At 61.4% G+C, this 19543-nt stretch carries 18 protein-coding genes; 3 read left to right on the forward strand and 15 right to left on the reverse strand.

The window, feature by feature from the left end; translation table 11 throughout:
* Window positions 1–10: 10 nt before the first annotated feature.
* The 8 genes from QN222_RS29895 to QN222_RS29930 all read right to left on the reverse strand — a co-directional run bounded on the left by QN222_RS29895 (window position 11) and on the right by QN222_RS29930 (window position 7452).
* The gene (locus QN222_RS29895; RefSeq protein ID WP_283963828.1) at window positions 11–802 is read right to left on the reverse strand and encodes a DUF2189 domain-containing protein; all 792 of its coding nucleotides are present in this window, start codon (window positions 800–802) and stop codon (window positions 11–13) included.
* A 5-nt stretch (window positions 803–807) separates the two neighbouring features.
* The gene (locus tag QN222_RS29900; protein ID WP_283963829.1) at window positions 808–1032 is read right to left on the reverse strand and encodes a hypothetical protein; all 225 of its coding nucleotides are present in this window, start codon (window positions 1030–1032) and stop codon (window positions 808–810) included.
* The gene (gene ccoP, locus QN222_RS29905) at window positions 1032–1904 is read right to left on the reverse strand and encodes a cytochrome-c oxidase, cbb3-type subunit III (protein WP_283963830.1); all 873 of its coding nucleotides are present in this window, start codon (window positions 1902–1904) and stop codon (window positions 1032–1034) included. Before ccoP ends, QN222_RS29900 begins: the two co-directional genes overlap by 1 nt.
* Complete coding sequence (locus QN222_RS29910) at window positions 1895–2071, reverse strand: cbb3-type cytochrome c oxidase subunit 3 (RefSeq protein WP_336621051.1); 177 nt, start codon at window positions 2069–2071, stop codon at window positions 1895–1897. Before QN222_RS29910 ends, ccoP begins: the two co-directional genes overlap by 10 nt.
* Window positions 2068–2799, reverse strand: coding sequence for a cytochrome-c oxidase, cbb3-type subunit II (gene ccoO / locus QN222_RS29915; RefSeq protein ID WP_283963831.1), 732 nt, complete (start codon window positions 2797–2799; stop codon window positions 2068–2070). The genes QN222_RS29910 and ccoO overlap by 4 nt, the downstream gene beginning before the upstream one ends.
* 5 nt (window positions 2800–2804) lie before the next feature.
* Window positions 2805–4466 carry a cytochrome-c oxidase, cbb3-type subunit I gene (gene ccoN / locus QN222_RS29920; protein ID WP_283963832.1) on the reverse strand — a complete coding sequence of 554 codons (1662 nt, stop codon included), beginning with the start codon at window positions 4464–4466 and terminating at the stop codon, window positions 2805–2807.
* Window positions 4467–4782: 316 nt separating this feature from the next.
* Complete coding sequence (pdhA, locus tag QN222_RS29925) at window positions 4783–5760, reverse strand: pyruvate dehydrogenase (acetyl-transferring) E1 component subunit alpha (RefSeq protein ID WP_283963833.1); 978 nt, start codon at window positions 5758–5760, stop codon at window positions 4783–4785.
* Between the two features lie 789 nt (window positions 5761–6549).
* Complete coding sequence (locus tag QN222_RS29930; protein WP_283963834.1) at window positions 6550–7452, reverse strand: LysR family transcriptional regulator; 903 nt, start codon at window positions 7450–7452, stop codon at window positions 6550–6552.
* 164 nt (window positions 7453–7616) lie between these two features.
* Here QN222_RS29930 and QN222_RS29935 point away from each other — a divergent pair, with 164 nt between their 5' ends.
* A complete protein-coding gene (locus QN222_RS29935) occupies window positions 7617–8825 on the forward strand; it encodes an adenylate/guanylate cyclase domain-containing protein (protein WP_283963845.1) in 1209 nt (402 codons plus the stop codon).
* Window positions 8826–8851: 26 nt separating this feature from the next.
* Here QN222_RS29935 and QN222_RS29940 read toward each other — a convergent pair whose 3' ends face one another.
* The 7 genes from QN222_RS29940 to QN222_RS29970 all read right to left on the reverse strand — a co-directional run bounded on the left by QN222_RS29940 (window position 8852) and on the right by QN222_RS29970 (window position 16483).
* Window positions 8852–9850 carry an Ldh family oxidoreductase gene (locus QN222_RS29940; RefSeq protein ID WP_283963835.1) on the reverse strand — a complete coding sequence of 333 codons (999 nt, stop codon included), beginning with the start codon at window positions 9848–9850 and terminating at the stop codon, window positions 8852–8854.
* Complete coding sequence (locus QN222_RS29945) at window positions 9847–11835, reverse strand: FAD-dependent oxidoreductase (RefSeq protein ID WP_283963836.1); 1989 nt, start codon at window positions 11833–11835, stop codon at window positions 9847–9849. The genes QN222_RS29940 and QN222_RS29945 overlap by 4 nt, the downstream gene beginning before the upstream one ends.
* 74 nt (window positions 11836–11909) lie before the next feature.
* The gene (locus QN222_RS29950) at window positions 11910–12989 is read right to left on the reverse strand and encodes a glycine betaine/L-proline ABC transporter ATP-binding protein (protein ID WP_283963837.1); all 1080 of its coding nucleotides are present in this window, start codon (window positions 12987–12989) and stop codon (window positions 11910–11912) included.
* Window positions 12982–13869, reverse strand: a complete 888-nt coding sequence (locus QN222_RS29955; protein WP_283963838.1) for a proline/glycine betaine ABC transporter permease — start codon at window positions 13867–13869, stop codon at window positions 12982–12984. The genes QN222_RS29950 and QN222_RS29955 overlap by 8 nt, the downstream gene beginning before the upstream one ends.
* Before the next feature lie 92 nt (window positions 13870–13961).
* Window positions 13962–14963, reverse strand: a complete 1002-nt coding sequence (locus QN222_RS29960) for an ABC transporter substrate-binding protein (protein WP_283963839.1) — start codon at window positions 14961–14963, stop codon at window positions 13962–13964.
* 77 nt (window positions 14964–15040) lie between these two features.
* Window positions 15041–15838, reverse strand: coding sequence for a pyrroline-5-carboxylate reductase (locus QN222_RS29965; RefSeq protein ID WP_283963840.1), 798 nt, complete (start codon window positions 15836–15838; stop codon window positions 15041–15043).
* A 6-nt stretch (window positions 15839–15844) separates the two neighbouring features.
* The gene (locus QN222_RS29970) at window positions 15845–16483 is read right to left on the reverse strand and encodes a TetR/AcrR family transcriptional regulator (RefSeq protein ID WP_283963841.1); all 639 of its coding nucleotides are present in this window, start codon (window positions 16481–16483) and stop codon (window positions 15845–15847) included.
* Between the two features lie 146 nt (window positions 16484–16629).
* On the opposite strand from QN222_RS29970, the gene QN222_RS29975 reads away from it, so the two are divergent.
* Both QN222_RS29975 and QN222_RS29980 read left to right on the forward strand, forming a co-directional pair.
* Window positions 16630–18666: an NADH:flavin oxidoreductase gene (locus QN222_RS29975; protein ID WP_283963842.1), complete on the forward strand. Its 2037-nt coding sequence runs from the start codon at window positions 16630–16632 to the stop codon at window positions 18664–18666.
* A 140-nt stretch (window positions 18667–18806) separates the two neighbouring features.
* On the forward strand, window positions 18807–19406 hold the full coding sequence (locus QN222_RS29980) for a dimethylsulfoniopropionate lyase (RefSeq protein WP_283963843.1): 600 nt from the start codon (window positions 18807–18809) through the stop codon (window positions 19404–19406).
* Window positions 19407–19543: the final 137 nt, after the last annotated feature.

Consider the following 19543-nt stretch of genomic DNA (forward strand, 5'->3'; position numbering starts at 1 on the left):
CGGGGCGACCTCAGGCGGAGGGCCGCAGTGCGCGATAGCAATGCCAGGTCCCGTGACCGAGGACAGGAAAGATGACGATCAGGCCGATGAAGCCGGTCGCGACCGAGAGCACGAACAAGGCAAGCACGATGCCCGCCCAGATGAGCATCACGTTAAGATTGTTCCAAACGAGCGCCATGCTCGTGCCCATGGCGGTGAGTGCGTCGGAGCGCTCCTGCAGAAGCATGGGAAGCGAGATCGCGCCGATCGCGAATGAAAACGACGCGAAAAGCCCGCCGATGGCGCTGCCGACCACCAGCATCGCCCATCCGATCGGTGTGAGGAAGAGCATCGTCACGATGTTCCCGAGGCCGGGAAACGGCAGCAGCCCGAAGAACAGGGCATAGACGATAACGGCCGCGCGAAGCCAGACGACCATCAGCAGGCAAAGGAGGGCGCCGGTGAACACGACCTGGTAGCCGGCGGCGGGGCGGACGAAAATCATATCGGCAAAGGTCACGCGTGCGCCTGTCGAAAGGCGTCTGCTCTTCTCATAGAGCCCCATCGCGAAGATCGGGCCGACGACCATGAACCCCGCCAGAACCGGCAGCAGTATGTAGTCCTTTCCGGTCGCGAACAGGAGCCAGACGCTGCCTGCCATGACGACATAAACCAGAAGTCCATAGGCGAGGCCCTGATGCATGCCCGCCAGAAAATCCCGCATTCCCGCGCGCAGCCAGTCGAAGGCTGCGCTCGCTGGCAGATTTCGTTGCCAGATTTTCTCGCGTGGCTCCGCAGGTACGACATTGGGGATGTCGGTCATGGTCATCACTCGCGGTCGGTTTCAGATGCGTTGCGGCACTCGGATTGCGCCGCGGCAAATGTCGCTTGCGTCGAGGCCTCTCCCACGCGCCGATGAGGGACGCAGTCCGGCTGGGACGTGACGGCGACGTAAACGAGATGCGCATTGGCAGTCGCGACGAACGCGACGCCGAAGGCGATCCCGAGCGCCAGGCTCGTGCGGCCGACACGCCCTCTCGAAGTGTCGCTCATCATCGTTCCTTTCTGAGATCGTGCAGGTAGGCGGCCAGTATTTTGATGTCCACGGCCCCCAGTCTGTTCTCCCAGCTCGGCATGCGCCCCTGCCGCCCGTGCCAGACCGTGTCATGGATCGTCTGAAGATCGCCGCCATAGAGCCAGCTCGCATCCGTCAGGTTCGGTGCGCCGAGAGCGACCTGGCCGCGGGCATCGTCACCATGGCAGGCGGCGCAATTGTTCTGAAAAATCTCCAACCCTTTCGTTTGGGTCATCGCAGCGTGATCCGAACCGCTCTTGCCGATGTCCCGCAGATAGGCGATCACCGCCTTGATATCTGCGCGTGGCAGCATGTCATCCTTGCCGAAGGCCGGCATCTGAGCGGTTCTGGTGTCTGGATGCGGGGAGTTGATGCCCACGCGGATTGTTTCCTGGATTGCCTCCGGCGAGTCGCCCCAGTTCAGCACCCCGGCTGCGAGATTGGGGAAGCCGGCATTGCCCCTGGCGTCGATCCCATGGCAAACGGCGCAATTGCCGCCGAAGAGCGCATGGCCCGCCTCGCGCAGCTTCTGCATCAGGGCAGCATCCGCCTCGATCGCGTCGAAGCCCTGCTTTTCTATCGCCGCACGCCAGGGCCCCTGCTCGAGCGCTGCGCGCTCGAGCTTCCGGCGAACGACGTCGCGCTCGTCGTAGCCGAGGATGCCCTTGGTGTAGGTGTAGCCGAGCGGCACGGCCGGCATGAATATCCAATAGATCAGCGAGAAAATCGTGGTGACGATCAGGAAGAAGTAAACGGCGCGCGGGACCGGCGTGTTCAGTTCCTTGATGCCGTTCCACTCGTGCCCTGTCGTCTTATGACCCGTCAGCGGATCACGTTCCTCTATTGCCACGGCCGGTCTTCCTTGTTGAGAATGGTGACTGGGGCTTCTTCGAACTCTTTCCTTTTGGAGGGCCAGTAGGCGTAGCCAAGGACAATGATCGACAGGGCGATAAGATAGAGAAGGCCAAATGTCTTGGCGATCCAGACCATTGTTTCGTGCGAGATAGGCACGGTCACTCCGTCTCCGCGGCCGCGGTCTTCTGATTGACGTCGATGAGGTTGCCCAGGATCTGAAGATAGGCGACGAGCGCGTCCATCTCTGTCAGGCGTTGCGCGTCACCGTCGAACGTGCGGACGTTCGTCGCCTCTCCGTAACGCTCGGCAACTGCCGCTGCGGCGTTACTGTCCGGGTTTGCCTGGCCGTACGCGTCCGCGGCGGCATTGGCGATCATTTCTCCGGTATAAGGGACGCCGACCGCGCGTTGCGCCGCGAGCTGACTCGAAAGATCGTCCATCCTCAGCGTCCTTTCCATCAGCCAGCCGTAGGCAGGCATGATCGAGACGGGTACGACATCGCGCGGGTTGATCAGGTGGCGGACATGCCATTCGTCGGAATATTTGCCGCCGAGACGGGCGATGTCGGGACCGGTGCGTTTCGAGCCCCAGAGCATGGGATGATCGTATTTCGACTCGACCGCCAAGCTGTAGTGGCCGTAGCGATCGACGTCGTCCTTCAGCGTGCGGATCATCTGCGAGTGGCAGGCATAGCAGCCCTCGCGCATGTATATGTTGCGGCCCGCAAGCTCCAGCGGCGTATAGACGCGCATGTCGGGCGCGGCTTCGACCGTCTCGGCGATCGTGAAAAGCGGCGCGATTTCGACGATCCCGCCGATGCTGGCCGCTCCGATAATCGCGAGCGTGAGGCCGATGGCGCGTCGCTCCAGCTTGTAGTGGAGTTTGAACAAGGGGCTTACTCCGCAGGTTGCAGCGATCCACCGGCCGGCTGGCCGTAGAGAGGCTTCGACTGGCTTCCTTCGGCGTCACTCGCCAGCGGTGCGTGGCGTATCGTGAGATAGATATTCAGGCAGCCGGCCAGCGCGCCCAGCAGGAAGAGAAGGCCTCCGATCGCACGGGCGATGTAATAGGGTCGCATCGCCACCAGCGAGTCGATGAAGGAATAGGCGAGGTTGCCGTTCTCGGTGTAGGTGCGCCACATCAGCCCCTGGATGACGCCCGAATTCCACATGGCGAAGACGTAGGTCAACGTGCCGGCCAGCGCGAGCCAGAAGTGCAGTTCGACCAGCGCCGGCGAATACATGCGTTCCCGCTTCCACAGCCAGGGGACCGACGCGTAAATCGCACCGAAGGTAATCATCGCCACCCAGCCGAGCGCGCCCGCATGGACGTGACCGACAGTCCAGTCCGTGTAATGCGAAAGCGAGTTGACCGGGCGGATCGCCATGAAGGATCCCTCGAAGGTCGTCAGCCCGTAGAACACAGCCGCGACCATCATGAACCGCAAGGTCGCGTCGTCGCGCACGCGGTGCCAGGCGCCGTTGAGCGTCAGCAGCGCGTTCGCGGCCGAGCCCCACGAGGGGACCAGAAGAACCAGCGAGAAGGTCATTCCGAGCGTTTGAACCCATTGCGGCAGCGCGGTGTAATGCAGGTGGTGCGAGCCGACCCACATGTACATGAAGGTGATGCCCCAGAAGCTGATGATGGACATCCTGTAGGAGAAGATCGGCCGCCCCGCGCGAACGGGGAGATAGTAGTACATCATCCCCAGGAAGCCTGACGTCAGGAAGAAGGCGACGGCGTTGTGACCGTACCACCATTCGGTCAGCGCATCCTGAACCCCCGAGAAAAGCGAATGGCTCTTGGCGCCGACGAGAGAGACCGGCACCGCCAGGTTATTGACGATGTGCAGCATCGCGACAACGACGATGAACGCCATGTAGTACCAGTTGGCCACGTAGATATGTGGTTCCTGGCGGCGCGACAGGGTGCGCAGGTACAGGATGAAATAAACCACCCACACGACGAGCAGCCATAGATCGGCATACCATTCCGGTTCGGCATACTCCTTGGACTGCGTGATGCCGAGCATGTAGCCGGTGACGGCGAGGACGCAGAAAAGGTTGTAGCCGATCAGAACGAACCAGGGGCTGAACTGATCCGCGAGCCTAGCACGGCTGGTGCGTTGCATGACGTAGAAGGACGTCGCAATCAGTCCGTTGCCGCCGAACCCGAAGATCACCCCGGTGGTATGGACCGGGCGGAGGCGCCCGAAGCTCGCCCACGCCCCATCGAATGTCAGGTTCGGATTGACCAGCAGCCATGCCACCCAATCGCCTATGAAAAGGGCGAATGCGGCCCATGCCATGGTCAGTACGATGCCGGCCTTGCTGGGATCGTCGTAATAGCTGCGCAGTCGCGCGCTCGAAGGCTCCGGGTCGAAGAGATGACGCATGACCGGAACGGCCATGCCAAGCGACAGGATCACGATGAGGAAACCGTGCGTTGCGATCGGATCGCCTCGCCCCCCAGCCGCAATCGCGACCCCCAACAGCGACATGGCAAGCAGAATGGTCAACGCCCCCTGGCGCTCGCCCTTCGTCAATTGCGACAGCATTGCCGGACTTTCCTGACTTCTTTTTGGGCGCTGGGTTGCGCCCAATGCGCCCCACCTTGGTTGCCAACGGCTGCCGCGACTAGTGATACAACAGTATAGGTAACCGCCCGGCCCGCCCGGCCCCCGCCGGAAGCTGCGGAGACCAAATGCCGGCTCGTCATGATGGTTTGGGCTGGCTCCTTAGCCGGCTGACGAGCGCTCGGATGTCATCCGGCACAACGCCATCTCGTCTCATGAAACGGATGCGGACACGGGACATTCGCCTGCCCCGTGACGATCGTCCGCTGAAACGATGAACCCAGCCTGAGACTGAGGTTCAGTGTGCCGGGAGCAGGATTTCCGTGTAGAGCTCGGACGGATCGGGCTCGGGATCATGCGTGGCAAAATCGGTCGCCTTGTTGACGATGTCGCGCACCTCGCCGTCCATCGCCTTCAGCTTGTCTTCAGAGAGTTTCCAGTCCTTCAGCAGCCGGCGGCCGACCAGGTCGATGGGATCATGCTCCTCGCGAACCCGGGTCACCTCATCCTTCGAACGATACTTCGCCGGATCGGACATCGAGTGCCCGCGGTAGCGGTAGGTATGCATCTCGAGAATGTAGGGGCCTTTGCCGCTGCGGGCATGATCGATGGCCTTTTGCCCGGCGGCGTAGACGGCACGGACGTCCATGCCGTCCACCTGCTCGCCGGGAATGCCGAAGGATGCACCGCGTTTCGAGTAATCGGTCTGGGCCGAGGCGCGGCTCATCTCCGTGCCCATGGCATAGCGGTTGTTCTCGATCACATAGACGACGGGCAGCTTCCACAGGGCGGCCATGTTGAAGCTCTCGTAGACCTGGCCCTGGTTGGCCGCACCCTCGCCGAAATAGGTCAGGCAGACATTGCCGTTGTCCCTGTAGCGGTTTGCAAACGCGATACCGGTGCCGAGCGACACCTGGGCGCCAACGATGCCATGGCCTCCATAGAAGTGCTTCTCCTTCGAGAACATGTGCATGGAGCCGCCCTTGCCCTTCGACAGGCCGCCGCGGCGCCCCGTCAACTCGGCCATGACACCGTTCGGATGCATGCCGCAGGCGAGCATATGGCCGTGGTCCCGGTATCCGGTGATCACCTGGTCGCCCTCTTTCGTCGCCATCTGCATGCCGACGACAACGGCTTCCTGACCGATGTAGAGGTGGCAGAAGCCGCGGATGAGCGTCATGCCATAGAGCTGCCCGGCCTTCTCCTCGAAGCGGCGGATCAGCAGCATATCGCGATAGGCGTGCAGATCTTTATCCCTGCCGAATTTCGGTGCCATGATTTTCTCCGACATCACTTGTCAAATGAGCATGCTCCGCCCAATCGAAGGGTGGTCAGGTCCCGACGGGCAAGCCTATTCATCTCAGGCCGTCGCCGCGACCCGAGAGCGCTGGTGCGCGGCATAGAGCCAGGAGCCTTGGAGCGTAACCTAAACTTATGTGTAGTACTGTAGCCTGCGAAGATCAGGTGCGGGGCAGGTCGATGCGGCGATCGAGGTATCGATCGAGACGGAAACAGTGGGCTGCGCCGACAAGATAGATGCCGTCTAAAACACCAGCCAGCTTCGAAGAATCCGGAATCCGTAGATGTACATCGCTCCGAGGAGAGTAATGACACCAAGCGCAGCCACGCCCCGACTGACCGGTCTCGAGGCATGCCGCATGCGGAGAATGTAACGCATCGGGTCCAGACGAGGGTGTTCGCGTCGTTGTGGGGCTGATTGCGCGCGTGCAATCTCGCCCGCATTGGCTGTTGCCCGAGGCAAGGTCAACAGATTGCCGTCACGAACGACCAGCACTATCGAGCCACGGTTCTTTACCGCCAGGTAACTTACTCGGCCCTTCCTTGTGTCCGCCGGGCCCGCGTCTCTGGGTCTTGTGTTCGTCGGGTTCGTGCGCATGAAGGTTCTCCGATCTGGAGGTTGCCTTGCAGGCGACAAGAGTCGCTCAAGGCGGCCTCCAAGGGTCCTTCGTCTGTCGAGTCCGAACAAGTTATACGGTCGTATGCCGAGACGCCTTTGAGCCGACAGAAGGACGTTTCCGGCCGAGCCACCAAACTGTCCAAGGACCTACGTCATCCATTTCTGGTGCTTGGAAAATCGTTCGGCCAAGAGATCGATAAACAAGCGAACCTTTGTAGGTTGATGACTGCGGTTCGGATAGACCGCATTGATACTCAACTCAACGGCCCGATATTCCGGCATCATCCGCACTAGCCGCCCTTCGGCGAGATCTTCGAACACTACGAAGCTCGGCGCGAGAAAAATGCCTTGGCCTGTCAGCGCCATGTACCGCAGCGTTTCGGCGCTGTTGGAGACGAGATTACCTCCCACTTTCGCGCTCTTCTGCTGTCCCTTGGCGTCCTCGAAGCGCCATTCGTCACCGTAGGGGTAGTAGGTGTAGCGCAGGCAATTATGTTGCGAGATTTCGGCCGGTGTCTTGGGCATGTCATGCGCCCGAAGATATTCCGGCGAACAGACAAGGATATGCCGCCAAGCCGTGAGCTTCCGCACGATCAAGGTGGAGTCCGGAAGCGGTGTCGTGCGGATCAGGAGGTCGTAACCATCTTCGATCATGTCGACGGCCCGCCCGCCCATGTCAAAGTTGACCGAGACTGATGGATAGAGCGCCATGTATTCGCTGACCACAGGCAGCAGGAAACGCACGATTGCCGAACTCGTGTAGATCCTCAGCGTCCCGCGTGGCGTGGCGCTCAACGCTGCAGCGGCTTGATCCGCGTCCTCCAGATCGATGAGGATTTGTGCGGAACGCTCATAGTAGTACCTGCCGGTCTCAGTCAGGCTGACTTTTCGTGTGGTGCGGTTGAGCAACCGTACACCGAGATGGTTCTCGAGTGCTTGTACATGGTTGCTCACCATGGTGACGGACATCTTGAGATGCCTGGCGGCGGCGGAAAAGCCACCACATTCCACCACGCGACCGAAGACGACGAGGCTGGTCAGTCGATCCATCTTGTCCTCTGATTATCCACTGAGAGTTGATGATCCTTTCCGATTTGGGGAGATTATCAAGAAACACGCTTTCTGGCATTCTTCATCTAATCGGCGTGTCCTGCGCGGCCCGTCGAGACCAAGGTCGGCTCGTCGCCTGAAAGGAGAAGAGGGCTATGGCCAGAATGCTCGACATCGCACCTTCCGAGGATATGGATCCGCGCAACGCTGATGGCACCGGTGCTCTCCTGGGCGTCATCGATTGGCTGGCCGGCGACGAATGCCATGCGACGGATGAAGCGGGCCTCCTTTCCGGTCTCGGCCGCCGCCTGTGCGCTTTGGGCGTTCCCATCGATCGCATGACGCTCCACCTGATGACGCTGCATCCGGAATTGATTGGTCGCAGCATCGCCTGGGCACCCGGTGAGCCGGTCGAAATCTACGACCGCGAGCACGGGTCCCGCGTTGCCACTGCGGACACGCCGCTCCGCAAGATTATGGACACCCGCGAACCGCTGCTGATCGTAGGTCCCGGCGAAAGCCCGCATGGTCGCTGGCAACATCTTGATGTTTTTGCAAATCGCGGCCTCATGCAGTTGATGATCGCACCGCTCTGCAATGCCGATGGTCCGGTCGGCGCCGCCGCCTTCGGCACCAGACGGCCGGGCGGGTTCACGGCCTTCGATCGCCAGGTGATAAAGCGCATTTTGCCGGCGCTGCGCAATGCCAGTGAACTGCGTATCCTGCGTCAGGTCGAGCTCAGCCTTCTTGATACCTATATCGGACCGATGACTGCGCAGCGCATCCTCGCTGGCCATATCCGTCAAGGCGAGATCGAATCCATGGAAGCCGCGCTCTTGCTCTGCGACCTTCGTGGCTTTACCGAGCTCTCCAATCGGCTACCCGGTGAGGCGGTCCTTGGCCTGCTGAACGCCTATTTCGACAGGATCATTCCGGCGATCACCCGAGAAGGCGGCGAGGTGCTCAAATTCATGGGCGACGCGGTGCTCGCCTTCTTTCCCGGAGAAGCGGCGAGGGCTTGCGCCTCGGGGCTTTCCGCGGCCCAGGCGATTGTCGAGGAGATTGACCGCTTCGAACATCAAGGCATCGGCCTCAAGGTCGGCATCGCTCTGCACTATGGCCAGGTCAGCTACGGCAACATCGGCTCAGGCCGGCGTCTCGACTTCACGTTGATCGGCGCCGATGTCAATCTTGTCAGCCGCATTCAATCGGTTTGCAGCGAACTTGGCGAAGCCCTTCTGATGTCGGAGCCGTTCATGAGGGAAGTGGAGACGGGCTCCGCGATCTCGGCCGGGCTACATTCTCTCAAGGGTTTCCCCGAGAAGTTCGAGCTTTTTTCGGTTGTCTCCAACGACCCCGGATCGTTGGATTGATTTATGTCCGTCCGGCGCCAGGTCGACTAGATGTGGCTCTTGATGGCTGCCAGGATTTTTGCATCCACGGTGATGAAGTCAGCGCCGCTCTTCGCCGCCGGTGCCGATCTCTGGCCTGGTATATATACGCCGAGCTCCTCGAGGCGCCTGACCTGTTCGGCGATGCGAGTGCCGAAGTCCTCTCCGATCGCGTTCGGGGACAGCGCGATAATGGTCAAGCCGGTACCGGGGCATTCAGCTCCGGATCTGAAATCCGGCGCGTCGAGTGACCAGGATGCGCCCGACAGGCCGGCCGCCAGAACCTCGACCATCAAGGCAATGTTGGCTCCCCGTGATCCGCCGAACGCAAGCAGCGCGCCTCGCAGCGCCTTGTGCGGATCGAGGGTGACCTCGCCGTTTTCATCGGTGGCCCATCCGTCGGGAATAGGACGCCCCTCTGAAGCAGCCCTAACGATGTTGACGAATGCCGTAGCGCTCGACGACTGATCGATGACCAGCGGTCGCTCTGATCCCGACAGCGGAACACCGAAGGCCAGCGGATTGGTCCCGTAGACAGCCCGTGCGCCAGGTGCCGCAGCCACCACCGCAGGACTGTTGGCCACCGCAAGCGAGACCAGCCCATCGAGGGCCAGGCGCCTGACGTAATACCCCAATTCTCCTGCCGTATAGCTGTGCTTCTGCGTGAAGATTGCCACACCGAAGGTGCGGGCGCGGTTGCCGAGATCCTCGAAAACGAGGTCGAAGCCGAGTTGGGCGATCCCGCGATTGGCATCCGCGTGAATGAGCGCCGGAAGCCGATGCACGATGCGGGGGCTCGCACGCCCGTCAATGCGGCCGTCTCGCAAGCTCTGCAGGTAGTCCAGAAAATGTGGAAACCCCAGTTCCTCGCGGCCGACTTCGATGGCAGACAGCGTCGCGGCGACGAGCGACTTTGTCATCAGATGGCTGGCACCTGCGGAGAGGCAGGCCTCGGTTGCGAGCGACCGAGCCTCCGCAGCGGGCAACGTGATCCGCTCGTCCGTCATGAGAGCTCCAAGGCGACTTTCCTGCCTTCGTAGAAGGCATAAGGAGCCTGCCGCGGCGCAGCGCAATCTCCGATTTGATGGAACGCCAGATCCTGAGCCTCCAGATCCTGGGCGAGCCAGTTGGCCGGCATATTTGTCGTGGCGAGGACAAGACAGTCTCCCTCGACGAAGGATTGCTGCCCGGTGTTGTGGTCGACGACCGTTGCACCGTTCCCGTGCCATTCGGCGACGCTGACTTCGACCACCCAGTTGACGTTGAGCTTTCTCAGGATCCGCCGCAGCGGCGCGTCGGCCGTTGTTCGCTGGAGTTCCTTGCCGATGAACGGGTCCGGGGAGAGGATGGTGACCTCGTGGCCGTCCTCGGCAAGTTTCCAGGCCGTGCCGCAGCCCCGCCAGCCACCGCCTTCGTCGAGGAGCAGAACGCGCTTTCCAGGTCTTGCTTGACGCGCCATGATGGCCTCGACCGTGAACACGTTGCCTTTCTCCATTCCAGGCAGTGTCTCGACCGCGGGCAGGGCCTTCTGAAACCCGGTTTCCGGCGAAAGGGAGCCCGTCGCAAGGATGATCGAATCGGCGCCATAGCCCGAAATCTCCGATGCCTCGAGATAACAGTTGAGACGCACATCGACCTTCAGCTTGCCCAGCTGGCGCTCATACCATTGAATGAGATCGAGGATCTGCCCGCGACGTGGCTGCATGCCGGCGAGTAGAAAGCTGCCGCCAAGCCGGCTCGATGCTTCCACAAGCGTAACCTTGTGACCCCGCTCCGCAGCGACCCGCGCTGCTTCCAACCCTGCCGGCCCGCCGCCCACGACGAGGACCTTCTTCGGTTCGGCCGTCCGGGTAAAGCGGTCGCCTCCCCATTCAAACTCCCGTCCGGCGGACGGGTTGATGAGACAGCTTATCCAGTAGTCACGCGAGCGCCGGCCCCAACACATCTGATTGCACGAAATGCATCCCCTGATGTCGTCCGGGCGATCGTCGCTTGCCTTGCGAGCGAGATGCGGATCAGCGATCTGGCCGCGGACGATCGACACCAGGTCCGCCGCCCCTTCGCCGAGCACGGTCTCGGCGTTTTCCGGCGTTCTGATATGACTTTCGGCAATGACCAGCGCCTTCTTCACAGTCCGCTTGAGCGTCGCCGCGAGGTCGGCTCCGAGTTTTTCGGGGTAGAGGAAGGTGGGCATCAGCTTATGGAAGTCGAGGTAGCCGCCGGACCCGCACGTGACGTAGTCGATCAGTCCCAGTTCGTCATGCATGCCGACGATCTCGGCAAGCGCCTCCCTGGAGAGTGCGACGCTGTAATCCGGCTCGTCGCTGACAGCGAGGCCGACGATGAAGTCGGATCCGCAGATTGCCCTGATCCGGGTAAGGATCTCCCGTGACATTCGCGTGCGGTTTTCGAGAGAACCGCCCCATTCGTCATCCCGGCGGTTCGACCACGGCGTCCAGAATTGATCGACCATGCCGAGATAGGCGGCCCAGACCTCGACGCCGTCGAAGCCCGCCTCCTGGCACCGGCGTGCCGCCTGGACGAAACCGTCGACCGTTTCCCAGATTTCCGCCTCGCTCATCGGATGCGAGCCATCACTGTCATGATAGCTCGGAAGACCGGACGGCGACCAATGCGGGTGATAGGAATTGTCCGAATCGCCGTGAGCGCCGACATGATAGAGCTGCTGGATGGCGACAGCGCCATTGTCCTTGATGGCGGCGGCAACCTTTCTGAAATGCGGGATCACGCTGTCGTCCGAGGGGCGAAAGTTCCCCCGCGTCAGCACGGCGGCGGGATGGACCGGCATGGGTTCCACAACGATCATCGCGGCTCCGCCGATCGCCCGCTCGGCGTAGTAGGCCGCATGTCGCTCGGTCGGAAGGCCGCCTTCGGCCATGTTCGCCGTATGGGCTCCGAAGACGATCCTGTTTCTTAAGGTGCGCCCACCCAGTTCGATGGGTGAGAACAGGTGTTGGAACAGCTTGGACATCACGAATCTCCGGCAGTGCGAATGGGAGGCAGGCGCGCTGGTCTTGGCGTCAGGTCTTGTGAGTGCTTGCCGGCCTACAATGCCCTTGCCAAAGAGCCGCCGTCGTGGGACGCCGCGCCATGGGAGTTGACCATCGCACCGGCAAGCTGACGCAGGTTGACGACGCCAATCGGTTTTCCGGTGGGGCCGACGACGGCGACATCGCCATCGGGGCCCTTGGCAATCACGCGCATGGCATCCTCGATGGTGGTTCCGGCCGGGATCGTGATCGCGTCCGGTGAGAAGCCCGGCCGCGCCGGCGCCATGACGGCCTCGACGTGGACGACGCGCCCACGGTTGACCTCCTTGACGAAGTTCGCCACGTAGTCATCGGCGGGTCTGAGCACGATGTCCTGGCTGGTGCCCTGCTGGATGACTTCGCCATCGCGCAGGATGGCGATCTGGTCGCCCAGCCTCAGCGCCTCGTCGAGGTCGTGGGTGATGAAGACGATGGTTTTCCTGATCTCCTTCTGCAGGTCGAGAAGGACCGTCTGCATATCCGTGCGGATCAGTGGATCGAGCGCCGAATAGGCCTCGTCCATGAGGAGCACCGGCGCATCATTGGCAAGCGCGCGGGCTAGGCCGACGCGCTGCTGCATGCCGCCCGAGAGCTGGTTGGGGTACTTGCCCTCGAAGCCTTTCAGTCCGACCCGCTCGATCCAGCGCATGGCTACGTCGACCGCTTTCGCGCGCTCGACACCTTGGACCTCGAGCCCGTAGACGGTGTTATCCAGAACGTTGCGATGGGGAAGAAGCGCAAACTTCTGGAACACCATCGCGGTCTGGTGCCGGCGGAATTCCCGCAGTTCGAGCTCATTCATTTTCACCACATCGACGCCATTCACCAGCACTTCGCCGGCGGTCGGATCGATCAGGCGGTTGATGTGCCGGATGAGCGTCGACTTTCCCGAACCGGACAGACCCATGATTACCTGGATGCAGCCCGAGGGCATCTCGATGTTGATGTCTTTCAGCCCCAGGACATGGCCGAACTTCTCGTTCAACTCGGCCTTCGAGAGGCCGTTTCTGACGGCCTCGACATGCGTTGCAGCGTTCGATCCGAAGATTTTGTAAAGGTTGCGGATCTTGATGCCGTCGAAATGGTGATCAGCCATGGACGATCTCCCGGTGCTTCTGGAGTCGCTTGCCATAGGCCTGGCTGACCCGGTCGAAGATGATGGCGATGCCGACAATGGCAAGGCCGTTGAAGATTCCGAGCGTGAAATACTGGTTGGCAATCGCCTTCAGAACCGGCTGGCCGAGGCCCTGGACACCGATCATCGAGGCGATGACGACCATCGCAAGCGCCATCATGATGGTCTGGTTGATGCCGGCCATGATGGTCGGCAGCGCCAGCGGCAACTGCACGTTCTTGAGCTTCTGCCAGCTCGACGAGCCGAAGGCGTCGGCCGCCTCGAGGACGTCCTTGTCGACCAGGCGGATGCCGAGATCGGTGAGCCGGATCATCGGCGGGATGGCGTAGATGACCACCGCGATCAGCCCCGGAACCTTGCCGATGCCAAGCAGCATCACGACGGGAATCAGGTAGACGAAGCTCGGCATAGTCTGCATGACGTCGAGCACCGGATTCACCAGCCGCTGCAGCCGGTCGGAACGGGACATCAGGATGCCGATCGGGATGCCGATCGCGATCGACAGCAGCGTGCAGACGAAAATCATCGAGATCGTCCGCATCGTGTCGTCCCACATGTCGAAGTAGCCGATGGCCAGCAATGTGACGAGACAGCTCAGCACAATCTTCCAGCTCCTGCTCGCGCCCCAGGCGACCGCTAGGACGATCAGGGTGATGATCGGCCAGGGCGTGTGCGTCATGAAGCGTTCGGCGGCGATCAGGAAATGCTGCAAGGGCGAGAAGAAGCCCTCGATCGCATCACCGTATCCACGCGTGAATGCCCGGAATCCCTCGTCGATCGCCTTCTTCAGATTGCGCAGGGCGTCGTCATTCATGTGCGGAAATTCATAAAACCAGTCCATTCGGTTCCCCTTTTTGAAGAAGCCGGCACACTTTTTTCTGTTTTTTCGGCAGGATGAGCGCGGCGCGCCGTTGCGCGCCGCACGTTGAGGTATCAGAGCGCTGCCTTGACCTTCTCGGCGGCCTCCGGAGAGACCCACTTTGTCCAGACGTCCTCGTTCTCCTCGAGGAAGTGCTTGGCGCCTTCTTCGCCGCTCGCCTGGTTGTCGGTCATCCACGCCATCAGCTTGCTGACCGTGTCGTTGCTCCAGGAGCGCTTGTTCAGGTAGTCCATGACCTCCGGACCGGCCTTCTCGGAGAAGGGCTTGGCGACCAGCGTCACGATGGTGTCGACCGGCCACGCGCTTGGCTTCGGGTCAGGGCAATCGGCCACGGTAACGCAGCGCTTCCACTCCGCTGCGTCTTCCGGAACGCCTGGTTCCAGCTTGACCATCTGATACTTGCCGAGGAGCGCCGTAGGCGCCCAATAGTAACCGACCCAGGCTTCCTTGGACTCGTACGCCTTGGCGATAGAGCCGTCCAGGCCGGCGGCAGAACCGGTGTCGACGAGCTTGAAGCCAGCCTTTTCGGCGTCGAACGCCTTAAAAAGTTGGGACGTGACGACGGTGCCGCCCCAGCCCTGGGGGCCATTGAAGATTGCGCCCTTCTTGGCGTCTTCCGGATCGGGGAACAGGTCCGGGTGCTTCAACATATCGGGAATCGTCTTGATGTCCGGATGGGCGTCCGCGAAGTATTTGGGGATCCACCAGCCTTGCACGCCGCCATCAGGCAGCGGGGAACCGACCTTGATGATACGGCCCTCTTCCGTTCCCTTCTTGACGACGTCCGGCAGCAGATCGATCCACGCCTCCGGCGCGATATCGGGCTCGCCCTTTTCCGCCATGGAGGTGATCGTCGGGACGGTGTCGCCGATGGTGATTTCGGCGTCGCAGCCATAACCCTCATTCAAAATGATCTTGTCGAGGTTGGAGAGCACTTCGGCGCTCTGCCAGTTCATGCTCGCGATGGTCAGCGACCCGCATTCCGCGGCGCTGGAGGCGGACGTGCCTCCCAGTACACCAAGCATGAGGCAAGTCGATGCAAGTAGATACTTCATTGCCGTTCCCTTTTTTCTGGATTGTGGCGGCTTAAGTTAGCGAAGCTGACCTGCCGCAATCGCCAGCTCCGATCGATTCAGGAGTGCTCCTTCCCCATATTGACCGATTTCTGAAAGGCTGCCGCAAGCCCGTCCCCGACGGCGGCGTCGAAGCCGGCGGCGCGCATGGCTTCGATTGCAGCGGCGGTCGTCCCGCGGTAGCTGACGAACGCTTCGACCGTATCGGCGGGACATTCGCCGCTCTTCTCGAACAGACGCCCGGACCCGACGAGCACGGCGGTAACGGCGCGTCGAGCGGCGTCCGGTTTGATGCCGCGCGACACGGCATCGCGCATCATGGCGGCAGCGAGGAGCGCCGGGAAAGCTGGCCCGGAGCCGGAGAGGCCGGTCAGATAATCGATGTCGCTCTCGCTTGCGACCTCGTCCTGCGCTCCGCAGGTCTCGAAAATTGCCCGCACCGCAGCGCGGTCCTGGTCGTTCACACCTTCCGAGCCGATCCAGGGCGTATAGGATTTGCCGACCTCAGCCGCCGCGTTAGGCAAGCTGCGGACGACCCTTTTCGTGTTGTGGTGTTCGGCCAACTGGCTCAAAAGAACACCGGCCATGACGGAGATCACCAGCTTGCCATCGGCATCGATCGCGAGAGGCGGCCAATCAGCGGGCCGGACCGAGACAATGATCACGTCCGAACGGTTGGCCAGCTGCTGATTGTCGGTGGTCCAGAAGCAACCGTTAAGGCGGTTCGGTTGCTCCGTGCGATAAGAGAGAGAAAGATCATGCGCCTGCGCAAGACCGGCATCGAGGAGTGAAGCAGCAATTGCTCCGCCGAGCCAGCCGCCTCCACCAACGATGCCGATCCGCAATGAGCCGCTCATCGTCGGTTATCCTCTCACCTCGGGTTTGTAGCCGTGCCGCGAAAAGAAGCGATCCAACTCCCGCTGCTCCGGCACTTGGCCCGTATAGATGGCGATGTACTCGGGGATCCGCTTCATACGGGTCGCGACATCCTCTTGAGTCTGCATCGAGATGTAGCCGATCTGAACCAGGTAGGTCGTGCGGGCGCGGACATCGGCGGTGATCTCCGAATGGCCGAAACGGATAAACATCCGCCTGAGGGCTTCTAGTCGGGCTTGATCGGCCCGCTGAACTTCGCTCAGGATGTCTTCGGACTGCAGCGCCCAGCTGCGCACGGCAAACTCGAATTTCGAATCGAATAGGTCCTTGTTCAGCCAGCAATCGAAAACGTTCAGCATCGCTTCGGCCAGAGATTCCGCGTAGGCCTGCGATTGCTTCACGATGTTGCCGGTATTCTTATCCCGCCAACGACCGATGAGCGCCGCCAGCAGTTCTTCCCGATCCTTGAAGAACCAGTAGAAGCTCGTTCGCGACAGGCTGAGCCTCTTTGCCAACGGCAGAATCTTTACAGCGTCCACTCCGCCTTCGAGCAGAGATTCGTAGGCCGCCTCCAGCCACCCCTCCTGCGATCCGCGCCAGCCGCTATCGTTCAAAACCTGCTCCATAATGACTCCCTAACAAATTGTGAAAGAATATACAAGGAAAATGTACACATATGTCCATTGACCAGACCTAACTGTTTTCGATCTTGACACATATGTACATTTCCGCGTAGCGTTCGAACTGAAGTCTCTAAAGCGGAGCCCGGCATATGTCGAACGACCCTCTCCTTCAGCCTTATCAGCTCAAGCACCTGACGCTGCGCAACCGTATCATCGTGACCTCTCACGAACCGGCCTATCCGGACGACGGCATGCCGAAGGAGCGGTATCGCGCCTACACCGTGGAGCGCGCCAAGGGGGGAGTGGCGATGACCATGACGGCCGGCTCCGCGGCGGTCTCGAAAGACAGCCCGCCGGTGTTCAACAACCTGCTCGCCTACAAGGACGAGATCGTGCCGTGGATCAAGGAGATGACCGACGCCGTGCACGAAGAGGGCGCGGCGATCATGATCCAGCTCACCCATCTGGGCCGGCGCACGCGCTGGGACAAGGGTGACTGGCTACCCGTCGTCGCTCCCTCCCATCACCGCGAGGCGTCGCACCGCGCCTTCCCCAAGAAGATCGAAGACTGGGACATCGAGAGGATCATCAAGGATTTCGCCGATGCGGCCGAGCGCATGAAGGCGGGCGGCATGGATGGCGTCGAGCTGGAGGCCTACGGTCACCTCCTCGACCAGTTCACCTCGCCGCTGACAAACGAACTCGATGGTCCTTACGGCGGCTCGCTCGACAACCGCATGCGTTTCTGTTTCGACGTCCTGAAAGCGATCCGCGCGCGTGTCGGAGACGATTTCATCCTCGGTGTCCGTTACACGGCCGATGAATGTCTTCCCGGCGGGACGGGCAAGGAGGAAGGCTTAGAAATCTCGAAACGCCTCAAGGAAAGCGGGCTGATCGATTACCTGAACGTTATCCGCGGCCATATCGATACCGACGCCGGCCTCACCGACGTCATCCCGATCCAGGGCATGGCCAATTCACCGCATCTCGATTTCGCCGGCGAAATTCGCGCCGCCACGAATTTTCCGACCTTCCACGCCGCAAAGATTCCGGACGTGGCGACCGCGCGCCACGCGATTGCGTCCGGCAAGGTCGACATGGTCGGGATGACCCGCGCCCACATGACGGACCCGCATATCGTCCGGAAGATCATCGAGAAGCGGGAAGAGGACATTAGGCCCTGCGTCGGTGCGAACTACTGTCTCGACCGCATCTATCAGGGCGGTGCCGCCTACTGCATCCACAACGCGGCGACCGGACGCGAGCTCACCATGCCGCACACGATCGCGAAGGCCGAGCGCCGCAAGAAGGTCGTGATCGTCGGTGCCGGGCCCGCCGGCCTTGAGGCGGCCCGCGTCGCGGGGGAGCGCGGCCATGAGGTTGTCGTCTTCGAAGCAGCCAGCGACCCAGGCGGCCAGGTCCGTCTGACGGCGCAGAGTGAACGCCGGAGAGAAATGATCAGCATCATCGACTGGCGCATGAGCCAGTGCGAGAAGCTGGGCGTCACCTTCCACTTCAACACCTGGGCGGAAGCGGAAACCGTTCAGGCGGAAAATCCAAACGTCGTCATCATCGCGACAGGCGGGATGCCGCATACGGACGTGCTCACCAAGGGCAACGAATTCGTCGTCTCCGCCTGGGACATCATCTCCGGCGACGTCAAGCCGGGCACCAACGTGCTGATCTTCGACGACGCCGGCGATCATGCCGGCCTGCAGGCCGCGGAGTTCATCGCCAAGGCAGGGGCAAAGGTCGAGATCATGACGCCCGACCGCTCCTTCGCGCCGGAGGTCATGGCAATGAACCTCGTCCCTTACATGCGTTCGCTTCAGAAGCTCGATGTGACCTTCACTGTCACCTACCGCCTGGATGCGGTCGAGAAGAGCGGCAATGAACTCGTCGCCCATGTCGGCAGCGACTATGGCGGCGTTGCCAAGCAGCGGACGTTCGATCAGATCGTCGTCAATCACGGCACCATTCCGCTCGACGAGCTGTATTTCGAGCTGAAACCGGCATCGAGCAATCTCGGGGAGATATCGCACGAGCAGTTGATCGCCGGCAGGCAGCAAACCGTCTGGCGCAATCCCGATGGCAAGTTCCAGCTCTTCCGCATCGGCGACGCGGTCGCGGCGCGCAACACGCACGCAGCGATCTACGACGCGCTTCGGCTTCTCAAGGATATCTGAGTAGACACGGGCCGCCTGACCGGCGACCCGCTACTGCATGTTTCCTTAAATCCTGGCCGATCTAAGCAAAAAACATGCAGCAATTCAAAGTGCTACAGCGTCCCCCTTGCGCGTGCTGTAGTCATCCACGGGGAGAGACAATGACAGCTCGAAACGAAGCCCTTCAGGTGTTCATCGACGCCGCGTTCATCGCCTTCGACCAGTTCGCACTGGACCCGCAATCACGTCGGTCGACCCGGCAGATCTTTTCCGCGCTGGAAGTGCCCGGCGTGCAAAGACCCGGTCCCGGGAGCCGGCTGCCCGTATGTTCCCACCTCGACACGGCGCTGGCGATCGAAACCGAACACGACTCGCTCCGCGGCCTGGTCGATCGCTTCAAGGCGACCGAGCCGCTGCTCGAATGGCGCCGGCGCTCCAATTATGACGGTTCGGCGAGTGATAATTTCCACGACGGCCATGCGAATGCGATGATCATCGGACCCGGTGGCCTCGAACAGCGCACGGATGTGTGGATCGGCGTAACGGTGATGGCGCCTCACGTCCGCTACCCAGACCACAATCATCGACCGGAGGAAGTCTACCTCGTCCTTTCGGACGGGGCGTTTCGTCAGGGCGACGGGTCGTGGTTCAGGCCGGGTTTCGGCGGCTCATTTTACAACGAGCCCGGCATCAAACATGCGATGCGCTCCTTCGAGAAGCCATTCCTGGCCTTCTGGGCGCTTGCAGACCGCCCGGCATGAGTGTCTTCGGGCCAATCAAGAAATAGATGGGAGTACCGATGAAAATCCTAGTCACGGTGAAGCGTGTGGTCGACTTCAACGTCAAGATCCGGGTGAAGGCGGACGGCTCGGGTGTCGAGCTGGCCAATGTCAAGATG

The sequence above is a fragment of the Sinorhizobium sp. 6-70 genome (assembly GCF_030124375.1).
In the GTDB taxonomy this organism is placed as follows: domain Bacteria; phylum Pseudomonadota; class Alphaproteobacteria; order Rhizobiales; family Rhizobiaceae; genus Sinorhizobium.